Origin of the sequence: Streptomyces sp. TG1A-8, from assembly GCF_030499535.1 — a bacterium.
Classification (GTDB): Bacteria; Actinomycetota; Actinomycetes; order Streptomycetales; family Streptomycetaceae; genus Streptomyces.
The window spans coordinates 2,369,646-2,383,808 of record NZ_JASTLB010000001.1; the positions used below are offsets into that span (position 1 = coordinate 2,369,646).

At 71.7% G+C, this 14,163-nt stretch carries 14 protein-coding genes; all 14 read right to left on the reverse strand.

The annotated features are described in order from the left end of the window. Window positions 1-56: 56 nt before the first annotated feature. Window positions 57-872, reverse strand: a complete 816-nt coding sequence (locus tag QQY24_RS09865; RefSeq protein WP_301972297.1) for a F0F1 ATP synthase subunit delta — start codon at window positions 870-872, stop codon at window positions 57-59. After that, window positions 869-1,420 carry a F0F1 ATP synthase subunit B gene (locus QQY24_RS09870; RefSeq protein WP_301972298.1) on the reverse strand — a complete coding sequence of 184 codons (552 nt, stop codon included), beginning with the start codon at window positions 1,418-1,420 and terminating at the stop codon, window positions 869-871. The genes QQY24_RS09865 and QQY24_RS09870 overlap by 4 nt, the downstream gene beginning before the upstream one ends. 39 nt (window positions 1,421-1,459) lie before the next feature. Next, window positions 1,460-1,696, reverse strand: coding sequence for a F0F1 ATP synthase subunit C (locus QQY24_RS09875; RefSeq protein WP_199212019.1), 237 nt, complete (start codon window positions 1,694-1,696; stop codon window positions 1,460-1,462). Between the two features lie 68 nt (window positions 1,697-1,764). Next, entirely contained in the window at window positions 1,765-2,535 is a 771-nt protein-coding gene (atpB, locus tag QQY24_RS09880) for a F0F1 ATP synthase subunit A (protein ID WP_301976191.1), read from the reverse strand. A gap of 273 nt (window positions 2,536-2,808) precedes the next feature. After that, window positions 2,809-3,246 carry a hypothetical protein gene (locus tag QQY24_RS09885; protein ID WP_301972299.1) on the reverse strand — a complete coding sequence of 146 codons (438 nt, stop codon included), beginning with the start codon at window positions 3,244-3,246 and terminating at the stop codon, window positions 2,809-2,811. A 278-nt stretch (window positions 3,247-3,524) separates the two neighbouring features. Continuing rightward, window positions 3,525-4,928: an MraY family glycosyltransferase gene (locus QQY24_RS09890; RefSeq protein WP_301972300.1), complete on the reverse strand. Its 1,404-nt coding sequence runs from the start codon at window positions 4,926-4,928 to the stop codon at window positions 3,525-3,527. 150 nt (window positions 4,929-5,078) lie between these two features. Next, window positions 5,079-6,317, reverse strand: a complete 1,239-nt coding sequence (glyA, locus tag QQY24_RS09895; RefSeq protein WP_301972301.1) for a serine hydroxymethyltransferase — start codon at window positions 6,315-6,317, stop codon at window positions 5,079-5,081. A gap of 88 nt (window positions 6,318-6,405) precedes the next feature. Further along, window positions 6,406-7,083, reverse strand: coding sequence for a protein-tyrosine-phosphatase (locus QQY24_RS09900; RefSeq protein WP_301972302.1), 678 nt, complete (start codon window positions 7,081-7,083; stop codon window positions 6,406-6,408). Beyond that, the gene (locus tag QQY24_RS09905) at window positions 7,080-7,727 is read right to left on the reverse strand and encodes an L-threonylcarbamoyladenylate synthase (RefSeq protein WP_301972303.1); all 648 of its coding nucleotides are present in this window, start codon (window positions 7,725-7,727) and stop codon (window positions 7,080-7,082) included. The genes QQY24_RS09900 and QQY24_RS09905 overlap by 4 nt, the downstream gene beginning before the upstream one ends. A gap of 49 nt (window positions 7,728-7,776) precedes the next feature. Then, a complete protein-coding gene (gene prmC, locus QQY24_RS09910) occupies window positions 7,777-8,616 on the reverse strand; it encodes a peptide chain release factor N(5)-glutamine methyltransferase (RefSeq protein WP_301976192.1) in 840 nt (279 codons plus the stop codon). A 90-nt stretch (window positions 8,617-8,706) separates the two neighbouring features. Continuing rightward, window positions 8,707-9,774, reverse strand: coding sequence for a peptide chain release factor 1 (gene prfA / locus QQY24_RS09915; protein ID WP_301972304.1), 1,068 nt, complete (start codon window positions 9,772-9,774; stop codon window positions 8,707-8,709). Between the two features lie 107 nt (window positions 9,775-9,881). Continuing rightward, entirely contained in the window at window positions 9,882-10,103 is a 222-nt protein-coding gene (rpmE, locus tag QQY24_RS09920; RefSeq protein ID WP_015657814.1) for a 50S ribosomal protein L31, read from the reverse strand. 216 nt (window positions 10,104-10,319) lie between these two features. Beyond that, window positions 10,320-11,423: an LCP family protein gene (locus tag QQY24_RS09925; protein ID WP_301972305.1), complete on the reverse strand. Its 1,104-nt coding sequence runs from the start codon at window positions 11,421-11,423 to the stop codon at window positions 10,320-10,322. Window positions 11,424-11,839: 416 nt separating this feature from the next. Then, on the reverse strand, window positions 11,840-13,843 hold the full coding sequence (gene rho, locus QQY24_RS09930; protein ID WP_301972306.1) for a transcription termination factor Rho: 2,004 nt from the start codon (window positions 13,841-13,843) through the stop codon (window positions 11,840-11,842). Between the last annotated feature and the right edge of the window lie 320 nt (window positions 13,844-14,163).

Here is a 14,163-nt window from a genome sequence, read left to right on the forward strand (position 1 = left end):
AATCCTCTGCACGGCCCAACCAGGGCCGTCATCAGTACGTTCTGCTTGTTGAGTTGCTAGCTCGCCATGCGGCGGGCGGCCTCGTCGAGCCGGTCCGCGAGGGAGCCGTTGATGACCTCGTCGCCGACCTGCACCCGGATCCCGCCGAGGACCCCGGGGTCCACGTCCAGGTTGAGGTGCATGCGGCGGCCGTAGAGCTTGGCGAGGGCGGCGCCCAGGCGCCGCTTCTGCCCGTCGCTCAGCGGCACCGCCGAGGTGACGACGGCGACCATGCGGTCCCGGCGCTCGGCGGCGAGCCTGGACAGGGACTCCAGTCCCGCTTCCAGGCTACGTCCACGCGGCGCGGTCACGAGGCGCGTCACCAGACGTTCGGTCACCGGCTTGGCCCGCCCGCCGAGCAGCCGGTGCAGCAGCTCGGTCTTGGCCCGGGCGCCGGCGGCGCGGTCGGTCAGCGCGGCCCGCAGCTCGATGCTGGAGGTGACGATCCGGCCGAACCGGAACAGCTCGTCCTCGACGTCGTCGAGCGTGCCCGTCTTCTCCGCTTCGGTGAGGTCGGCGGTGTTCGCCAGCTCCTCCAGCGCGTCGACCAGGTCGCGGGACTGCGACCAGCGGGCGCGGGTGGTGCCGGCCACCAGGTCGGCCGCCGCGCCCCCGATCTGCCCGCCGATCAGGCGGCGGACCAGGTCGGCCTTGGCATCTCCGGGCTGCGCCGGGTCGGTGAGGACCCGGCGCAGCCCGGCCTCGCGGTCGAGCAGCGCGGTGACGGCCGCCAGCTCGTCGGCGAGCTGCGCGACGTCCACGGACGTGGAGTCCGTCAGCGCGTCGAGACGCTCACGTGCGGCCGCCAGGGCCTCGCGGCTCGCTCCGTTCATCGCGTGGCCTCGGCCTTCTCCTCGAGCTCGTCGAGGAAGCGGTCGATCACACGGCTCTGACGGGCGTGGTCCTCGAGGGACTCGCCGACGAGCTTGCCGGCCAGGTCGGTGGCGAGCTTGCCGACGTCCTGGCGCAGGGCGGACGCGGCGGCCTTGCGGTCGGCCTCGATCTGGGCGTGGCCTGCGGCGACGATCTCCTCGCGCTGCCGCTGGCCTTCGGCCCGCATCTCGGCGATGAGCGTGGCACCCTGCTCCTGCGCCTCCTGGCGCAGGCGCGCGGCCTCGTGCCGGGCCTCGGCGAGCTGGGCCTTGTACTGCTCAAGGACGCTCTGGGCCTCGACCTTCATGGTCTCGGCCTCTTCGATGCCGCCTTCGATCGCCGCTCGGCGCTCCTCCAGAACCTTGTTGATGTTCGGAAGCAGCTTCTTCCAGAAGAAGAAGAACACGATGGCGAAGGCGATGGTGCCGATGAGCAGCTCGGGACCGGCGGGCAGGAGCGGGCTCTGCTCCGTCTCCTCGGCCGCCAGCTGTGCCAGGTTGGCGATCACATCAGTGCCTTTCGTCTCTTCGTGCCGGGTAAGAGGGACTTACTTACCGAACACGAACGGCATAACGATGCCGATGAGGGCGAGCGCCTCACAGAAGGCGAAGCCCAGGATCTGGTTGGCACGGATCAGGCCGGCGGCCTCGGGCTGGCGGGCGAGGGCCTGGGTGCCGTTGCCGAAGATGATGCCGACGCCGATGCCGGGGCCGATAGCCGAGAGGCCGTAACCGACGGAACCGAGGGAACCGGAGACAGCGGCGAGGGTCTCAGTGGCAGCCATGCTGAATCTTCCTTCTCTTTACGGACCGGTGGGGGTTGGCCACCGGACGACCGGGGTGGGGTGGGGGCTCAGTGGTGCTCGGCGAGAGCGCCCTGAATGTACGAGCAGGCCAGCAGGACGAAGACGTACGCCTGGACGGCCTGGACGAAAAGCTCGAAGCAGATCATGACCATGGTCATCACGAAGGAGACACCGGCGGCCGGGATCATCCAGCTGTTCAGCAGGTACCAGGAGGCGACGGTGAACATCACCAGCATGAGGTGACCGGCGAACATGTTCGCGAAGAGCCGCACCGCGTGCGTGAACGGGCGGACGATCAGGTTCGAGAAGAACTCGATGACCATGACCAGCGGCAGCACCGCGCCGAGCGACTTGTCGTACCCCGTCACGTTCTTGAAGAAGCCGACGAAGCCGTGGCGCTTGAAGGTCAGGCCGACCCACAGGACCCAGACGAGCAGGGCCAGGACGACCGGGAAGGCGAAGACCGAGGAGACCGGGAACTGCGCCAGCGGGACCACGGACCAGATGTTCATGATCCAGACGAAGAAGAAGAGGGAGACCATGAGCGGCACCCACTTCTCGCCCTCGCGCTTGCCGAGGGTCTCGTACACGATGCCGCGGCGCACGAAGTCGTAGCCGGCCTCGCCGATCAGCTGCAGCTTGCCCGGGACGACCTTGGCCCTGCCGAAGGCGGTCCAGAAGAAGGCGACGACGACCAGGGAGGTGATGAGCGCGAGCAGCATCACCTTGGTGAACTCGAACCCGCCGACGGTGGCCATCGGCTTGAACAGGAACGAGTGCAGGCCCGGAGCCGGGAAGCCGCACCCGTTGTCGGACATGATCCGGCAACTCCAGTCAAAGGCGAGCTGGGTCTGGTCAGCACTCACCGCGGGCTCCTTCGGCGTGACGCATGGGTACGGCAACCTCGTTGTGTCGGCGCGGCACACGGCCGCGGAGCGGCACCGGACTGGTGTTACGGACGTGGGGGCGGCTGGGGGGCATCGAGCCTCGCGATCGAGCAGGCGTCAGCTCAGGTGCCCGCGCCCGCGATGCCGCAGTTGGCACCGGACGATAGCAGGAGATCTCACAGGTCTTTATCCCGCCCCTACCCCTCACGACGACGGCCCCGTCTTCTCGCGTTTCTCGCTCTTCGCGGAGTCGGGGTCGATGTAGAAGATCTTGGCTTTCAGGTGCGCGCGCGCCTGAGCGGCCATCCACACGACGGTCGCGACCACCAGCGCCACGGCGAAGGCCTTCGCGTCGAAGAGGGAGGTGCCCTTGAAGACGGCGACGAAGATCAGGAGGAGGAGGAGCTGGGCCGTGTAGAGCATGAGCCCCATGGCCTGGAACAACTGCGGGAGCGTCCTCGCCGTCCACTGCAGCACGTACAGGCCGATTCCCATGAACAGGACGGCCAGCACCGTGCCGACGGCCGCACCCAGCGCACCCCTGCCCCCCGCGACCGCGGCGCTCACGGCGACGGCGATCGCACCCGCAGCCGCTGCGGGCACAGCGATCTGCAGAAGGTTCCGGGCGTCTTTGGACGGCATGGCGGCAACTCCGCTTTCACAGGGGGCAGGTGTCGTCATGGACGAGCGTAGTCCCGGGCCGAGTGGGCGAGCCTCACACCAATGGACCGTCGCACTACGGTCCTTCGGTTCTCCCCGGGGTTCTCGTGAACGGTATCACAAACTATTTGATGAGGTCTTTACCTGCTGGGTGTGCTTACTGTCACACATGAGAGTGATCCTGCGCGTCTGTGCAAAAACCGTGCCCATTTGCCTGGTATTGGGAGGGTTGGTTCCCCCACGACTTGGCAATGCTCTAGTCAGATTCTTACCTTGCGGTCCTTACCGGTGCGGGACCGGGAGCCCAGGGCGGTGGCTCCGTTGACGCCCGTCGCACCGGCCGGGACGGGGGCCCGCTCGCCGGGAACGGCCGTTCCGGCGGGCCCGGGCGCCTGCGCGGCGCCCTCCCGCGCATCCCCCGGCTCTCCCGTCTCCCCCGGCCCTTCCGTTTCCGGCGCGCAGCCCGGCACGGCGTCGACGGCCTCGGCGGGCCGCCTGCGCCTGCGGTAGCGCGGCGGCACGATGCGCTGCGCCCACATCGGGGCGCGCGGGGTGAAGCGCGGCAGCAGGAGCAGGATCAGGCCCACCGCGCTGAGGAAGACCACGCCGAGCACGATCCACATCGACGCGGAGTTGACCGAGTACGCCAGTGCCCCGAACCCGATCAGGGCCGACCAGAAGTACATGATCAGCACGGCCCGGCTGTGCGAGTGGCCGATCTCCAGCAGCCGGTGGTGCAGGTGCCCCCGGTCCGCCGCGAACGGCGACTGGCCCCGCCAGGTGCGGCGGACGATCGCCAGGACCAGGTCGGCGGCGGGCACGGCGATGATCGTCAGCGGCAGCAGCAGCGGGATGTAGACGGGGACCGTCTGGTGCACCGCCGCCTTCTCCGACCCCGTGAAGAGGGCCAGGGCGTCGGGGTCGACCTGGCCGGTGATGGAGATCGCGCCGGCCGCCAGCACCAGCCCGATCAGCATCGAGCCCGAGTCGCCCATGAAGATCCGCGCCGGGTGCATGTTGTGCGGCAGGAAGCCCAGGCACATGCCCATCAGGACGGCGGCGAACAGGGTCGCCGGGGCGGCGGCCTCGATGCCGTACGAGTACCAGATGCGGTACGAGTACAGGAAGAACGCCGCCGCCGCGATGCACACCATGCCGGCCGCGAGGCCGTCGAGGCCGTCCACGAAGTTCACCGCGTTGATCGTGATGACGACGAGCGCGACCGTCAGGAGCGTGCCCTGCCACTGGGTCAGGGCGACGTTGCCGACGCCGGGGACGGGCAGCCACAGGATCGTCAGACCCTGCATGACCATGACGCCCGCGGCGATCATCTGACCGCCCAGCTTGATCAGCGCGTCGATCTCGAACTTGTCGTCCAGGACGCCGATGAGCCAGATCAGGGCCGCCCCGGACAGCAGCGCCCGGGGCTCGTTCGACTTCGCGAAGACCTCGTTGAGGTTGGTGAGGTGGTCGGCGACCAGCAGGCCCGCGCACAGGCCGAAGAACATCGCGATCCCGCCGAGGCGCGGAGTGGGCTCCCGGTGCACGTCACGCGCCCGGATCTCCGGCATGGCTCCGGCCACGATCGCGAACTTCCGTACCGGCCCTGTCAGCAGATACGTCACCGCGGCCGTGATGCAGAGCGTCAGCAGGTATTCACGCACGGGCTTCCCCACAGGTCTCGCTGGCCATCACAGCTCCACACCCTAGCGACGCGCGCATGTGGATGAGGACTTCCGGACGGCGACGATGGTTGCACGCGTGGTTGTGCACGACGGTCACACCGGGGTGTACGGGCGTGCGCCCGCCCTCGCTCAGCCGGGGTACGGCGGAAATCTACCGGTCAGCTCCCGGACCTGCGCGCGCACCCCGGCCGGGTCCCGCTCACCGCGCACGACGGCCGCCAGCAGCACGGCGATCCGCGCCATCTCGGCCTCCCCCATCCCCTGCGTGGTCACCGCCGCCGTGCCCAGGCGCAGCCCGCGGCCGTCGCCGCGCGGGAGCGGGCAGCACTCCAGGACCAGGCCGGCGGCGGCGAGCCGGCCGCGCGCGGTGCGGCCGTCCAGGCCGAGCGGCGCCGGGTCGGCGGCGATCAGGTGGGTGTCGGTGCCGCCGGTGGCCACCGCGAGCCCCTCGGCGGCCAGGTGAGCGGCGAGCACCCGCGCGTTGGCGACCACCCGCCCGGCGTACGCGGCGAACGCCGGGGTCGCCGCCTCGCCGAAGGCGACGGCCTTGGCGGCGATGGTGTGCATCTGCGCGCCGCTCTGCGTGAAGGGGAAGACGGCCCGGTCGACGCGCTCGGCCAGCTCGCTCCCGCACAGGACCATCCCGCCGCGCGGGCCGCGCAGCACCTTGTGGGTGGTGGCGCACACGATGTCGGCGTACGGCACCGGGCTCGGCGCCGCTCCCCCGGCGACCAGGCCGATCGGATGGGCGGCGTCGACGATCAGGTAGGCCCCCACCTCGTCGGCGACCTCGCGGAAGAAGGCGTGGTCGAGGTGGCGGGGGTAGGCGATGGAGCCGCACACGACGGCCTTGGGCCGGTGGGCGCGGGCCAGGGCGCGGACCTGGTCGTGGTCGACGAGCCCGGTCCCGGCGTCGACGCCGTAGCCGACGAAGTCGAACCAGCGGCCGGAGAAGTTCGCGGGCGAGCCGTGGGTGAGGTGGCCGCCGTGGGGCAGGCCGAGGGCGAGGACGGTGTCGCCGGGGCGCAGCAGGGCGGCGTAGGCGGCCAGGACGGCCGACGAGCCCGAGTGGGGCTGGACGTTGGCGTGCGCGGCGCCGAACAGCGCCCTGGCCCGCTCGACCGCGAGGCGTTCGGCGGCGTCGGCGAACTCGCAGCCGCCGTGGTGCCGGGCGCCCGGGTAGCCCTCGGCGTACTTGTTGGCCAGTGACGAGCCGAGGGCGCCGAGCACGGCCGGCGAGGTGAAGTTCTCGGCGGCGCTCAGCTGGAGCGTCGTCGACTGCCGCGCCAGTTCCCCGTGCAGGACCTCGGCCAGTTCGGGGTCCTGCCGCCGCAGGGCATCGGTCTCGAGGACGGGGGTGACCGGCATGGCGGGCTCCGGGCGGTCGGCGGGGACGTAGGTCCAATGTAGGCCCGGGGTGGGCGGCGCGCGCGGCGTCACGCCCGCTCGGACCCGCTCACATCCGCGCCGGCACGCCCGTCAGCGCGGTCACCACCGGGTCCAGCGCCTCGCGTATCTCGTCACCGATGGACCGGAAGAACGTCAGCGGGGCGCCGTAGGGGTCGTAGACCTCGTCGGCCTCGGCGGTGGGGGCCAGCAGCCAGCCGCGCAGGGCCGCCGCCGCGCGCACCAGGGCGCGGGCGCGCATGACCAGGCCGTCCTCCAGCGGCGGCAGGGTGGCCGGGTCTATCGCCCGCACCAGGCGGGTGAACTCCTTCAGGGTGAAGGTGCGCAGGCCCGCCGAGTGGCCCATGGAGATGACCTGGGCGCGGTGGTCGCGGGTGGCGGTCAGGACGAGGTCGGCCCTGATGACGTGCTCGTCCAGCAGCTCCCGGCCGACGAAGCCGGTGGTGTCCGCGCCGAACTCGGCGAGCACGGTCTCCGCGTGCGCCTCCATGGGGGCGCCCTCGTGGCCCCAGGTGCCCGCGCTCTCCACGATCAGCCCGCCGCCGAGCACACCGAGCCGCTCGGCCACGAAATGGCGGGTCAGCCGCTCGGTGATCGGCGAGCGGCACACGTTGCCGGTGCTGACATGGAGGATGCGGAAGGTGTCGCGCGGGAACCCGAACGTCGTCGTCTGTTCCGCCGCGCGCTCTCCGTTGCCTATGCCGAACCCCGCCTCAGGGGCCGTCAATTCGCCACCTCGAGGTCGGGTACGACCTTGCGCAGCTCGTCCGGGGAGATCGCGCCCTCGCGCAGCAGCAGCGGCACCTCGCGGGAGACGTCCACGATGGACGACGGCACGTTGCCCGGGGTGGGGCCGCCGTCGAGGTAGACGGAGACGGAGTCGCCGAGCATCTCCCGGGCGGCGTCGCAGTTCTCCGGCGCGGGGTGCCCGGTGAGGTTGGCCGAGGACACGGCCATGGGGCCGACCTCGGTGAGCAGCTCGATGGCGACCGGGTGCAGCGGCATGCGGACGGCGACCGTGCCCCGGGTGTCGCCGAGGTCCCACTGCAGGGACGGCTGGTGCCGGGCGACCAGCGTGAGGGCGCCGGGCCAGAAGGCGTCGACCAGTTCCCAGGCCAGCTCGGAGAAGTCGGTGACGAGGCCGTGCAGGGTGTTCGGGGAGCCGATGAGCACGGGGGTGGGCATGTTGCGGCCCCGGCCCTTGGCGGCGAGCAGGTCGGCGACGGCCTCCGAGGAGAACGCGTCGGCGCCGATGCCGTACACCGTGTCGGTCGGGAGCACCACCAGCTCGCCCCGGCGGACGGCGGAGGCGGCCTCGCGCAGACCCGTCACGCGGTCGGTCGCGTCATTGGTGTCGTATCGCCGTGCCATGTCTAGCTGGCCTCCTCGTACACGTACTGCGGGCTGGACGTCGGGGCGGTCACGGCAGCGCCTTGCGGGCCGTCGCGAACCGGGGGCGGTTGTTGAGGTCGGGGTGGTCGGCGGCGTCGGCCCAGCCCCGCTCCTCGGTGAAGATCCACGGCACCTGGCCGCCCTGGGTGTCGGCGTGCTCGATGACGACGACCCCGCCGGGGCGCAGCAGCCGGTGCGCGGTGCGCTCGATGCCGCGGATGAGGTCGAGGCCGTCCTCGCCGGAGAACAGGGCCAGCTCCGGGTCGTAGTCACGGGCCTCGGGGGCGACGTACTCCCACTCGGTGAGCGGGATGTACGGCGGGTTGGAGACGACCAGGTCGACCTGGCCGTCGAGGTCCGGGAAGGCCGTCAGGGCGTCGCCCTGGCGCAGGTCGACCCTGGAGCCCGCCATGTTGCGGCGGGTCCACACCAGGGCGTCCTCGGACAGCTCCACGGCGTGCACGCGCGAGCGCGGGACCTCCTGGGCGAGGGCCAGCGCGATCGCGCCGGAGCCGGTGCACAGGTCCACGATGCAGGGCTCGACGACGTCCATGGCGCGCACGGCGTCTATGGCCCAGCCGACCACCGACTCGGTCTCCGGCCGGGGCACGAAGACACCGGGGCCGACCTGGAGCTCCAGGTACCGGAAGTACGCCCGCCCGGTGATGTGCTGCAGCGGCTCGCGCTGCTCGCGGCGGGCGATGACCTCCCAGTAGCGGGCGTCGAAGTCGGAGTCCTTCACGGAGTGCAGCGCGCCCCGCTTCACCCCGTGCACGAACGCGGCGAGCTCCTCCGCGTCGGTGCGCGGCGAGGGCACGCCGGCGTCGGCCAGCCGCTGGGTGGCCTGGGCCACCTCGGCGAGCAGCACGCTGCGGGGGCTCGGGGGCCGCCCCCCGAATTCTTGCTGCACGCTGGTCCTCCGTGTGGTGCGTGTCGTACTCGTCGGTGCGTACGCGCCTCAGGCGGCCGCGAGCTTGGCGGCCGAGTCCGCGTCGACGCAGGCCTGGATGACCGCGTCGAGGTCTCCGTCCAGGACCTGGTCGAGGTTGTACGCCTTGAAGCCGACCCGGTGGTCGGAGATGCGGTTCTCCGGGAAGTTGTACGTACGGATCTTCTCGGAGCGGTCGACGGTGCGGACCTGGCTGCGGCGGGCGTCGGCGGCCTCCCGCTCGGCCTCCTCCTGGGCCATGGCGAGCAGCCTGGAGCGCAGGATGCGCATCGCCTGCTCCTTGTTCTGCAGCTGGCTCTTCTCGTTCTGGCAGGAGGCGACGACCCCGGTGGGCAGGTGCGTGATGCGCACGGCGGAGTCGGTGGTGTTGACGGACTGGCCGCCCGGCCCGGAGGACCGGTAGACGTCGATGCGCAGGTCGTTGGGGTTGACCTCGACGTCGACCTCCTCGGCCTCCGGGGTCACCAGGACGCCCGCGGCGGAGGTGTGGATGCGGCCCTGGGACTCGGTCGCCGGGACGCGCTGCACGCGGTGCACGCCGCCCTCGTACTTCATCCGCGCCCACACGCCCTGGCCGGGCTCGATCTGCCCGCGGGCCTTCACGGCGACCTGCACGTCCTTGTAGCCGCCCAGCTCGGACTCGGTGGCGTCGATGATCTCGGTCTTCCAGCCGACCCGCTCGGCGTAGCGCAGGTACATGCGCAGCAGGTCCCCGGCGAACAGGGCCGACTCGTCGCCGCCGGCGCCCGCCTTGATCTCCAGGATGACGTCCTTGTCGTCGCTGGGGTCGCGCGGGACGAGCAGCAGGCGCAGCTTCTCGGTCAGCTCGTCGCGCTGCTTCTCGAGGTCCTTGACCTCGGCGGCGAAGTCCGGGTCGTCGGCGCCCAGCTCGCGCGCGGTCTCGATGTCGTCACCGGTCTGCTTCCAGGAGCGGTACGTGGCGACGATCGGGGTCAGCTCGGCGTAGCGCTTGTTCAGCTTGCGCGCGTTGGCCTGGTCGGCGTGGACCGACGGGTCGGCGATCTTCTTCTCCAGATCGGCGTGCTCGGTGACGAGCTCCTCGACGGCCTCGAACATCTTGCGGCTCCTGTGCTGCGGGGGAAGGGAGGGCGGGCGACCAAAAACGCCGGTCCCGGGCGCGTCCCGGAGCGGGGCGCGGCCGTGGACCGGCGAGATGGGGCTCGCTACTTCTTGGAGCCGGCAGCCTTGCCGAAGCGGGCCTCGAAGCGGGCCACACGGCCACCGGTGTCGAGGATCTTCTGCTTGCCCGTGTAGAACGGGTGGCACTCGGAGCAGACCTCGGCCCGGATGGTGCCGGACTCGATGGTGCTGCGGGTGGTGAACGACGCGCCGCAGGTGCAGCTGACCTGCGTCTCGACGTACTCGGGGTGGATGTCGCGCTTCAAGGTGTCTCCTAGTTTCGGGAGGGCGCCGGGTCGCAGCCGCGGGAATGCGGGAGCGTGAACCGGAACCGACGGACCAGTCTGCCAGGACTGGCGCCATCCCCCAAAACCGGGGGTGCGGCTGTTCTATTCCCCCGGGTCGGGGCGCGGGCGCGCGCGCCGGGGCGCCGCGGACGGGAGTGCGCCCGGCGGGGCCGGTCGCCCGGTTTCCCGCGTCCGTCAGGAGGTGACCACGCCCTGGGCCTTCCCGGTGGCCGTCCCCTTCGTGGCCGCCGCCGGGATCGGCCGGTCCTCCCTCAGCGCCGTCCACACCAGGCGGGCCTTCGCCTCCTGCACCAGGACCCGGTTGGGGTCGGCCGGGTCGTAGCGGACCGGCATGGTGACCATCGTCAGGTCGGAGGCGCCGATGCCCCTGAGGCCGTCCGCGAAGTCGATCAGGGAGTTCACCGAACCGAGCCCGGAGTCGGTGGTGACGGCCCTGGTGGCGGTGTCGGCCAGGTCGTACAGCTTCTTGGGGCTGGTGAGGACGCCGATCCGCCCGACCTGGTCGACCAGCGCCTTGACGAAGGCCTGCTGGAGCTGGATGCGGCCGAGGTCGGAGCCGTCGCCGACGCCGTGCCGGGTACGGACCAGACCGAGGGCCTGCCCGCCGCTCAGGGTGTGGGTGCCGGCCTTGAGCCTGAGGTGGCTCTGCGGGTCCTCGATCGCCTTCGTGGTGGTGACCGGAACCCCGCCGAGGTCGTCGACGAGCCGCTGGAAGCCGGCGAAGTCGACCTCCAGGTAGTGGTCCATGCGCAGGCCGGTCATGGACTCGACGGTCTTCACGGCACAGGCGGCGCCGCCGGTGGAGTACGCGGAGTTGAACATCGCGCCCGGGGCCGCCGGATGCGTCCGGCCCTCGGTGTCGGTGCAGGCGGGGCGGTCGATCAGGGTGTCCCGCGGGACGGAGACCACGCCGGCCCTCCGGTGGCCCTGGTAGACGTGGACGATCATCGCCGTGTCGGAGCGGGCGCTGCCGTCGTCGGTGCCGCCGCCGAGCCCGCCGTTGGCGCCGGAGCGGGTGTCCGAGCCGAGGACCAGGATGTTCTCGGAGCCGTCGTCGGTCTTGGTGGGCCGGTCGTTGCCGAGGGTCTGGTCGATGTCGACGCTGCGCAGGTTGCCGTTGAGCCTGAAGTAGACGAAGCCCGCGCCGGTGCCGCCCAGCAGGACCACGCCCGCGGCCGTCCAGGCCGCCGCGAGCAGGGCCGTGCGGCGCTTGCCGCGGCGGGGACCGACGGCGGCCGGTTCCGGTATGCCGGGGTCCGGCGGGTTCTCGGCGGACACGTCACTCCCGGGTCTCGTCGGTCGGTTACCCCCTGCTTCCAGGGTCGGGCGCGGTGCTCACCACTCCATCGTCGCTCCATCGGGTGAGACGGAGAAATCCGGGAGAGGGTTGCACGGCGCACCGTGCCCGGCGCGCGGCGGAGTGCGCGGTGCGTGGCGGAGTGCGCGGTGCGTGGCGGAGTGCGCGGTGCGTGGCCGGCGTCCGTGCCGCCCGGCGCCGGGCGGGGCAGGGCCCCCCCGGGGGGAGTCGAACGGCAAGGGCCGCCTCCTGTCACTGGTGACAGGAGGCGGCCCTGGAGACCCCGGAGGGCGCGGTGCCGCGTCCGGTGCGTTCCGCCCGCGCGGACCCGGTCAGCTCCGGAGGAGCCGTGGCCGGCGGACGGCGGTGCGGCGAACGGCGCTCACCGCGACGGTGTTCAGTCGCCGTTGCCCGGAGTCGGCGTCGTCTTCTGGATCTGCATCAGGAACTCGGCGTTCGACTTGGTCTGCTTCATCTTGTCCAGCAGCAGCTCGATGGCCTGCTGCTGGTCGAGGGCGTGCAGCACCCGCCGCAGCTTCCAGACGATGCCCAGCTCCTCGGCCCCGAGCAGGATCTCCTCCTTGCGCGTGCCGGAGGCGTCGACGTCCACGGCCGGGAAGATCCGCTTGTCGGCGAGCCTGCGGTCGAGCTTGAGCTCCATGTTGCCGGTGCCCTTGAACTCCTCGAAGATCACCTCGTCCATGCGGGACCCGGTGTCCACGAGAGCCGTGGCCAGGATGGTGAGCGAGCCGCCGTCCTCGATGTTGCGCGCCGCGCCGAAGAACCGCTTCGGCGGGTACAGCGCGGTCGAGTCGACACCACCGGACAGGATGCGGCCGGAGGCCGGCGCGGCCAGGTTGTAGGCACGGCCCAGTCGCGTGATGGAGTCGAGCAGCACGACCACGTCGTGGCCCAGCTCCACGAGCCGCTTGGCGCGCTCGATGGCCAGCTCGGCGACCGTGGTGTGGTCCTCGGCCGGGCGGTCGAAGGTCGAGGAGATGACCTCGCCCTTGACCGACCGCTGCATGTCGGTGACCTCTTCCGGACGCTCGTCGACGAGGACGACCATCAGGTGGCACTCGGGGTTGTTGTGGGTGATCGCGTTGGCGACCGCCTGCATGATCATGGTCTTGCCGGTCTTCGGCGGGGCCACGATCAGACCGCGCTGGCCCTTGCCGATCGGCGACACGAGGTCGATGATGCGGGTGGTCAGCACGCCCGGGTCGGTCTCCAGGCGGAGCCGGTCCTGCGGGTAGAGCGGGGTCAGCTTGTTGAACTCCGGACGGCCGCGGCCGTGTTCGGGCGCCATGCCGTTGACGGAGTCGAGGCGGACCAGCGCGTTGAACTTCTCGCGGCGCTCGCCCTCCTTGGGCTGGCGGACCGCGCCGGTGACGTGGTCGCCCTTGCGCAGGCCGTTCTTGCGGACCTGGGCGAGGGAGACGTACACGTCGTTCGGGCCCGGCAGGTAGCCGGAGGTCCGGATGAACGCGTAGTTGTCCAGGATGTCCAAGATGCCCGCGACGGGGATCAGGACGTCGTCGTCGGCGACCTGCGGCTCGACGGCGATGTCGTCGCGGCCGCGACGACCGCGGCGGTCGCGGTAGCGGCCGCGACGGCCCCGGCGTCCGCCGTCGAAGTCGTCGTCGTCCTGCTGGCGGTCCTGGCGGCCGCCCTGCTGCTGGCTCTGCTGCTGGCGCTGGCCGCCGCCCTGGCCCTGCTGGTCGTCGCCCTTGCCGCGGCGGTCCCGGTCGCGGTCGCGGCCCCGCTCGCGGCGGTCGCGGCGGCCACGGCCCTCGCCGTCGGCGGCGTCGTTCCTGCTCTCGCCCTGCGGCTGCTGCGCGGGCGCCTCGCCCTTCGCCTCGGCGGCGACCGGCTCGGCGCCGTTCGCGGCCGGGGCGCCCGCCTCGGCGGTGGCGCGGCGGCGGCGGCGCTCGGCGGGGGCGTCGTCACCGGCGGCGCCGGGGGACGGCTGGCCGGGGATCTCGATCTGCTGCTGGGCCACGGCCTTGGCGGCGGCGCTCTGCTCGTTCGCGGGCTTGGAGGAGGCGTCGGTGGCCTTGTCCGCCTTCTTCTCGGCGGCGTCCTCACCCGTGCGGGCCTTGGAGGTGGCCCGGCGCTTGGGCTTGGTCTCGGCGGCGGCCTCGGCCTTGGGGGCGGCTGCGCCGCCCTGTGCCTGGGCCTCCTTGATGACCTCGATCAGCTGGCTCTTGCGCATGCGCGCGGTGCCCCTGATGCCGAGGCCCGAGGCGACCTGCTGCAGCTCGGCCAGCACCATGCCCTCGAGGCCGGTACCGCGGCGCCGCCGGGAGCCGGCACCGGTGGCAGGCGCGGAGGCGTCCGTGGCGGGCGCGGCAGCGGTCTCCTCGACACGTGCGCCCATCAGATCGGTGGTGTCGCTCACGAAGGGTCCTTCCCTGGAGCGGACGTCGGCCTGTCTGGCTCGGCGACCGGTTGTGCTGTCCGGCTACGGTCCTGTCTCTGTGGACCGTGCCGGGGCGGTGGTCCGCCAAAGCGGCGGAAGAAATGTGCTGGTGATGGCGCTTCCGCGAGCCGTGGCACCGTGTGTCACGTGGCGTGGTAGCACCGATTCCGGAGCGTGCCCGGCGACCGGCTCAGTGTCCGCATACGTCGTACTGCCCAGGTACGGCGTACGGAACACGGAGTGGCTCGGGAGGCTCCCGGAAGAATGTCTGTCCCGGACGGGGACACGAAGCACCTCGC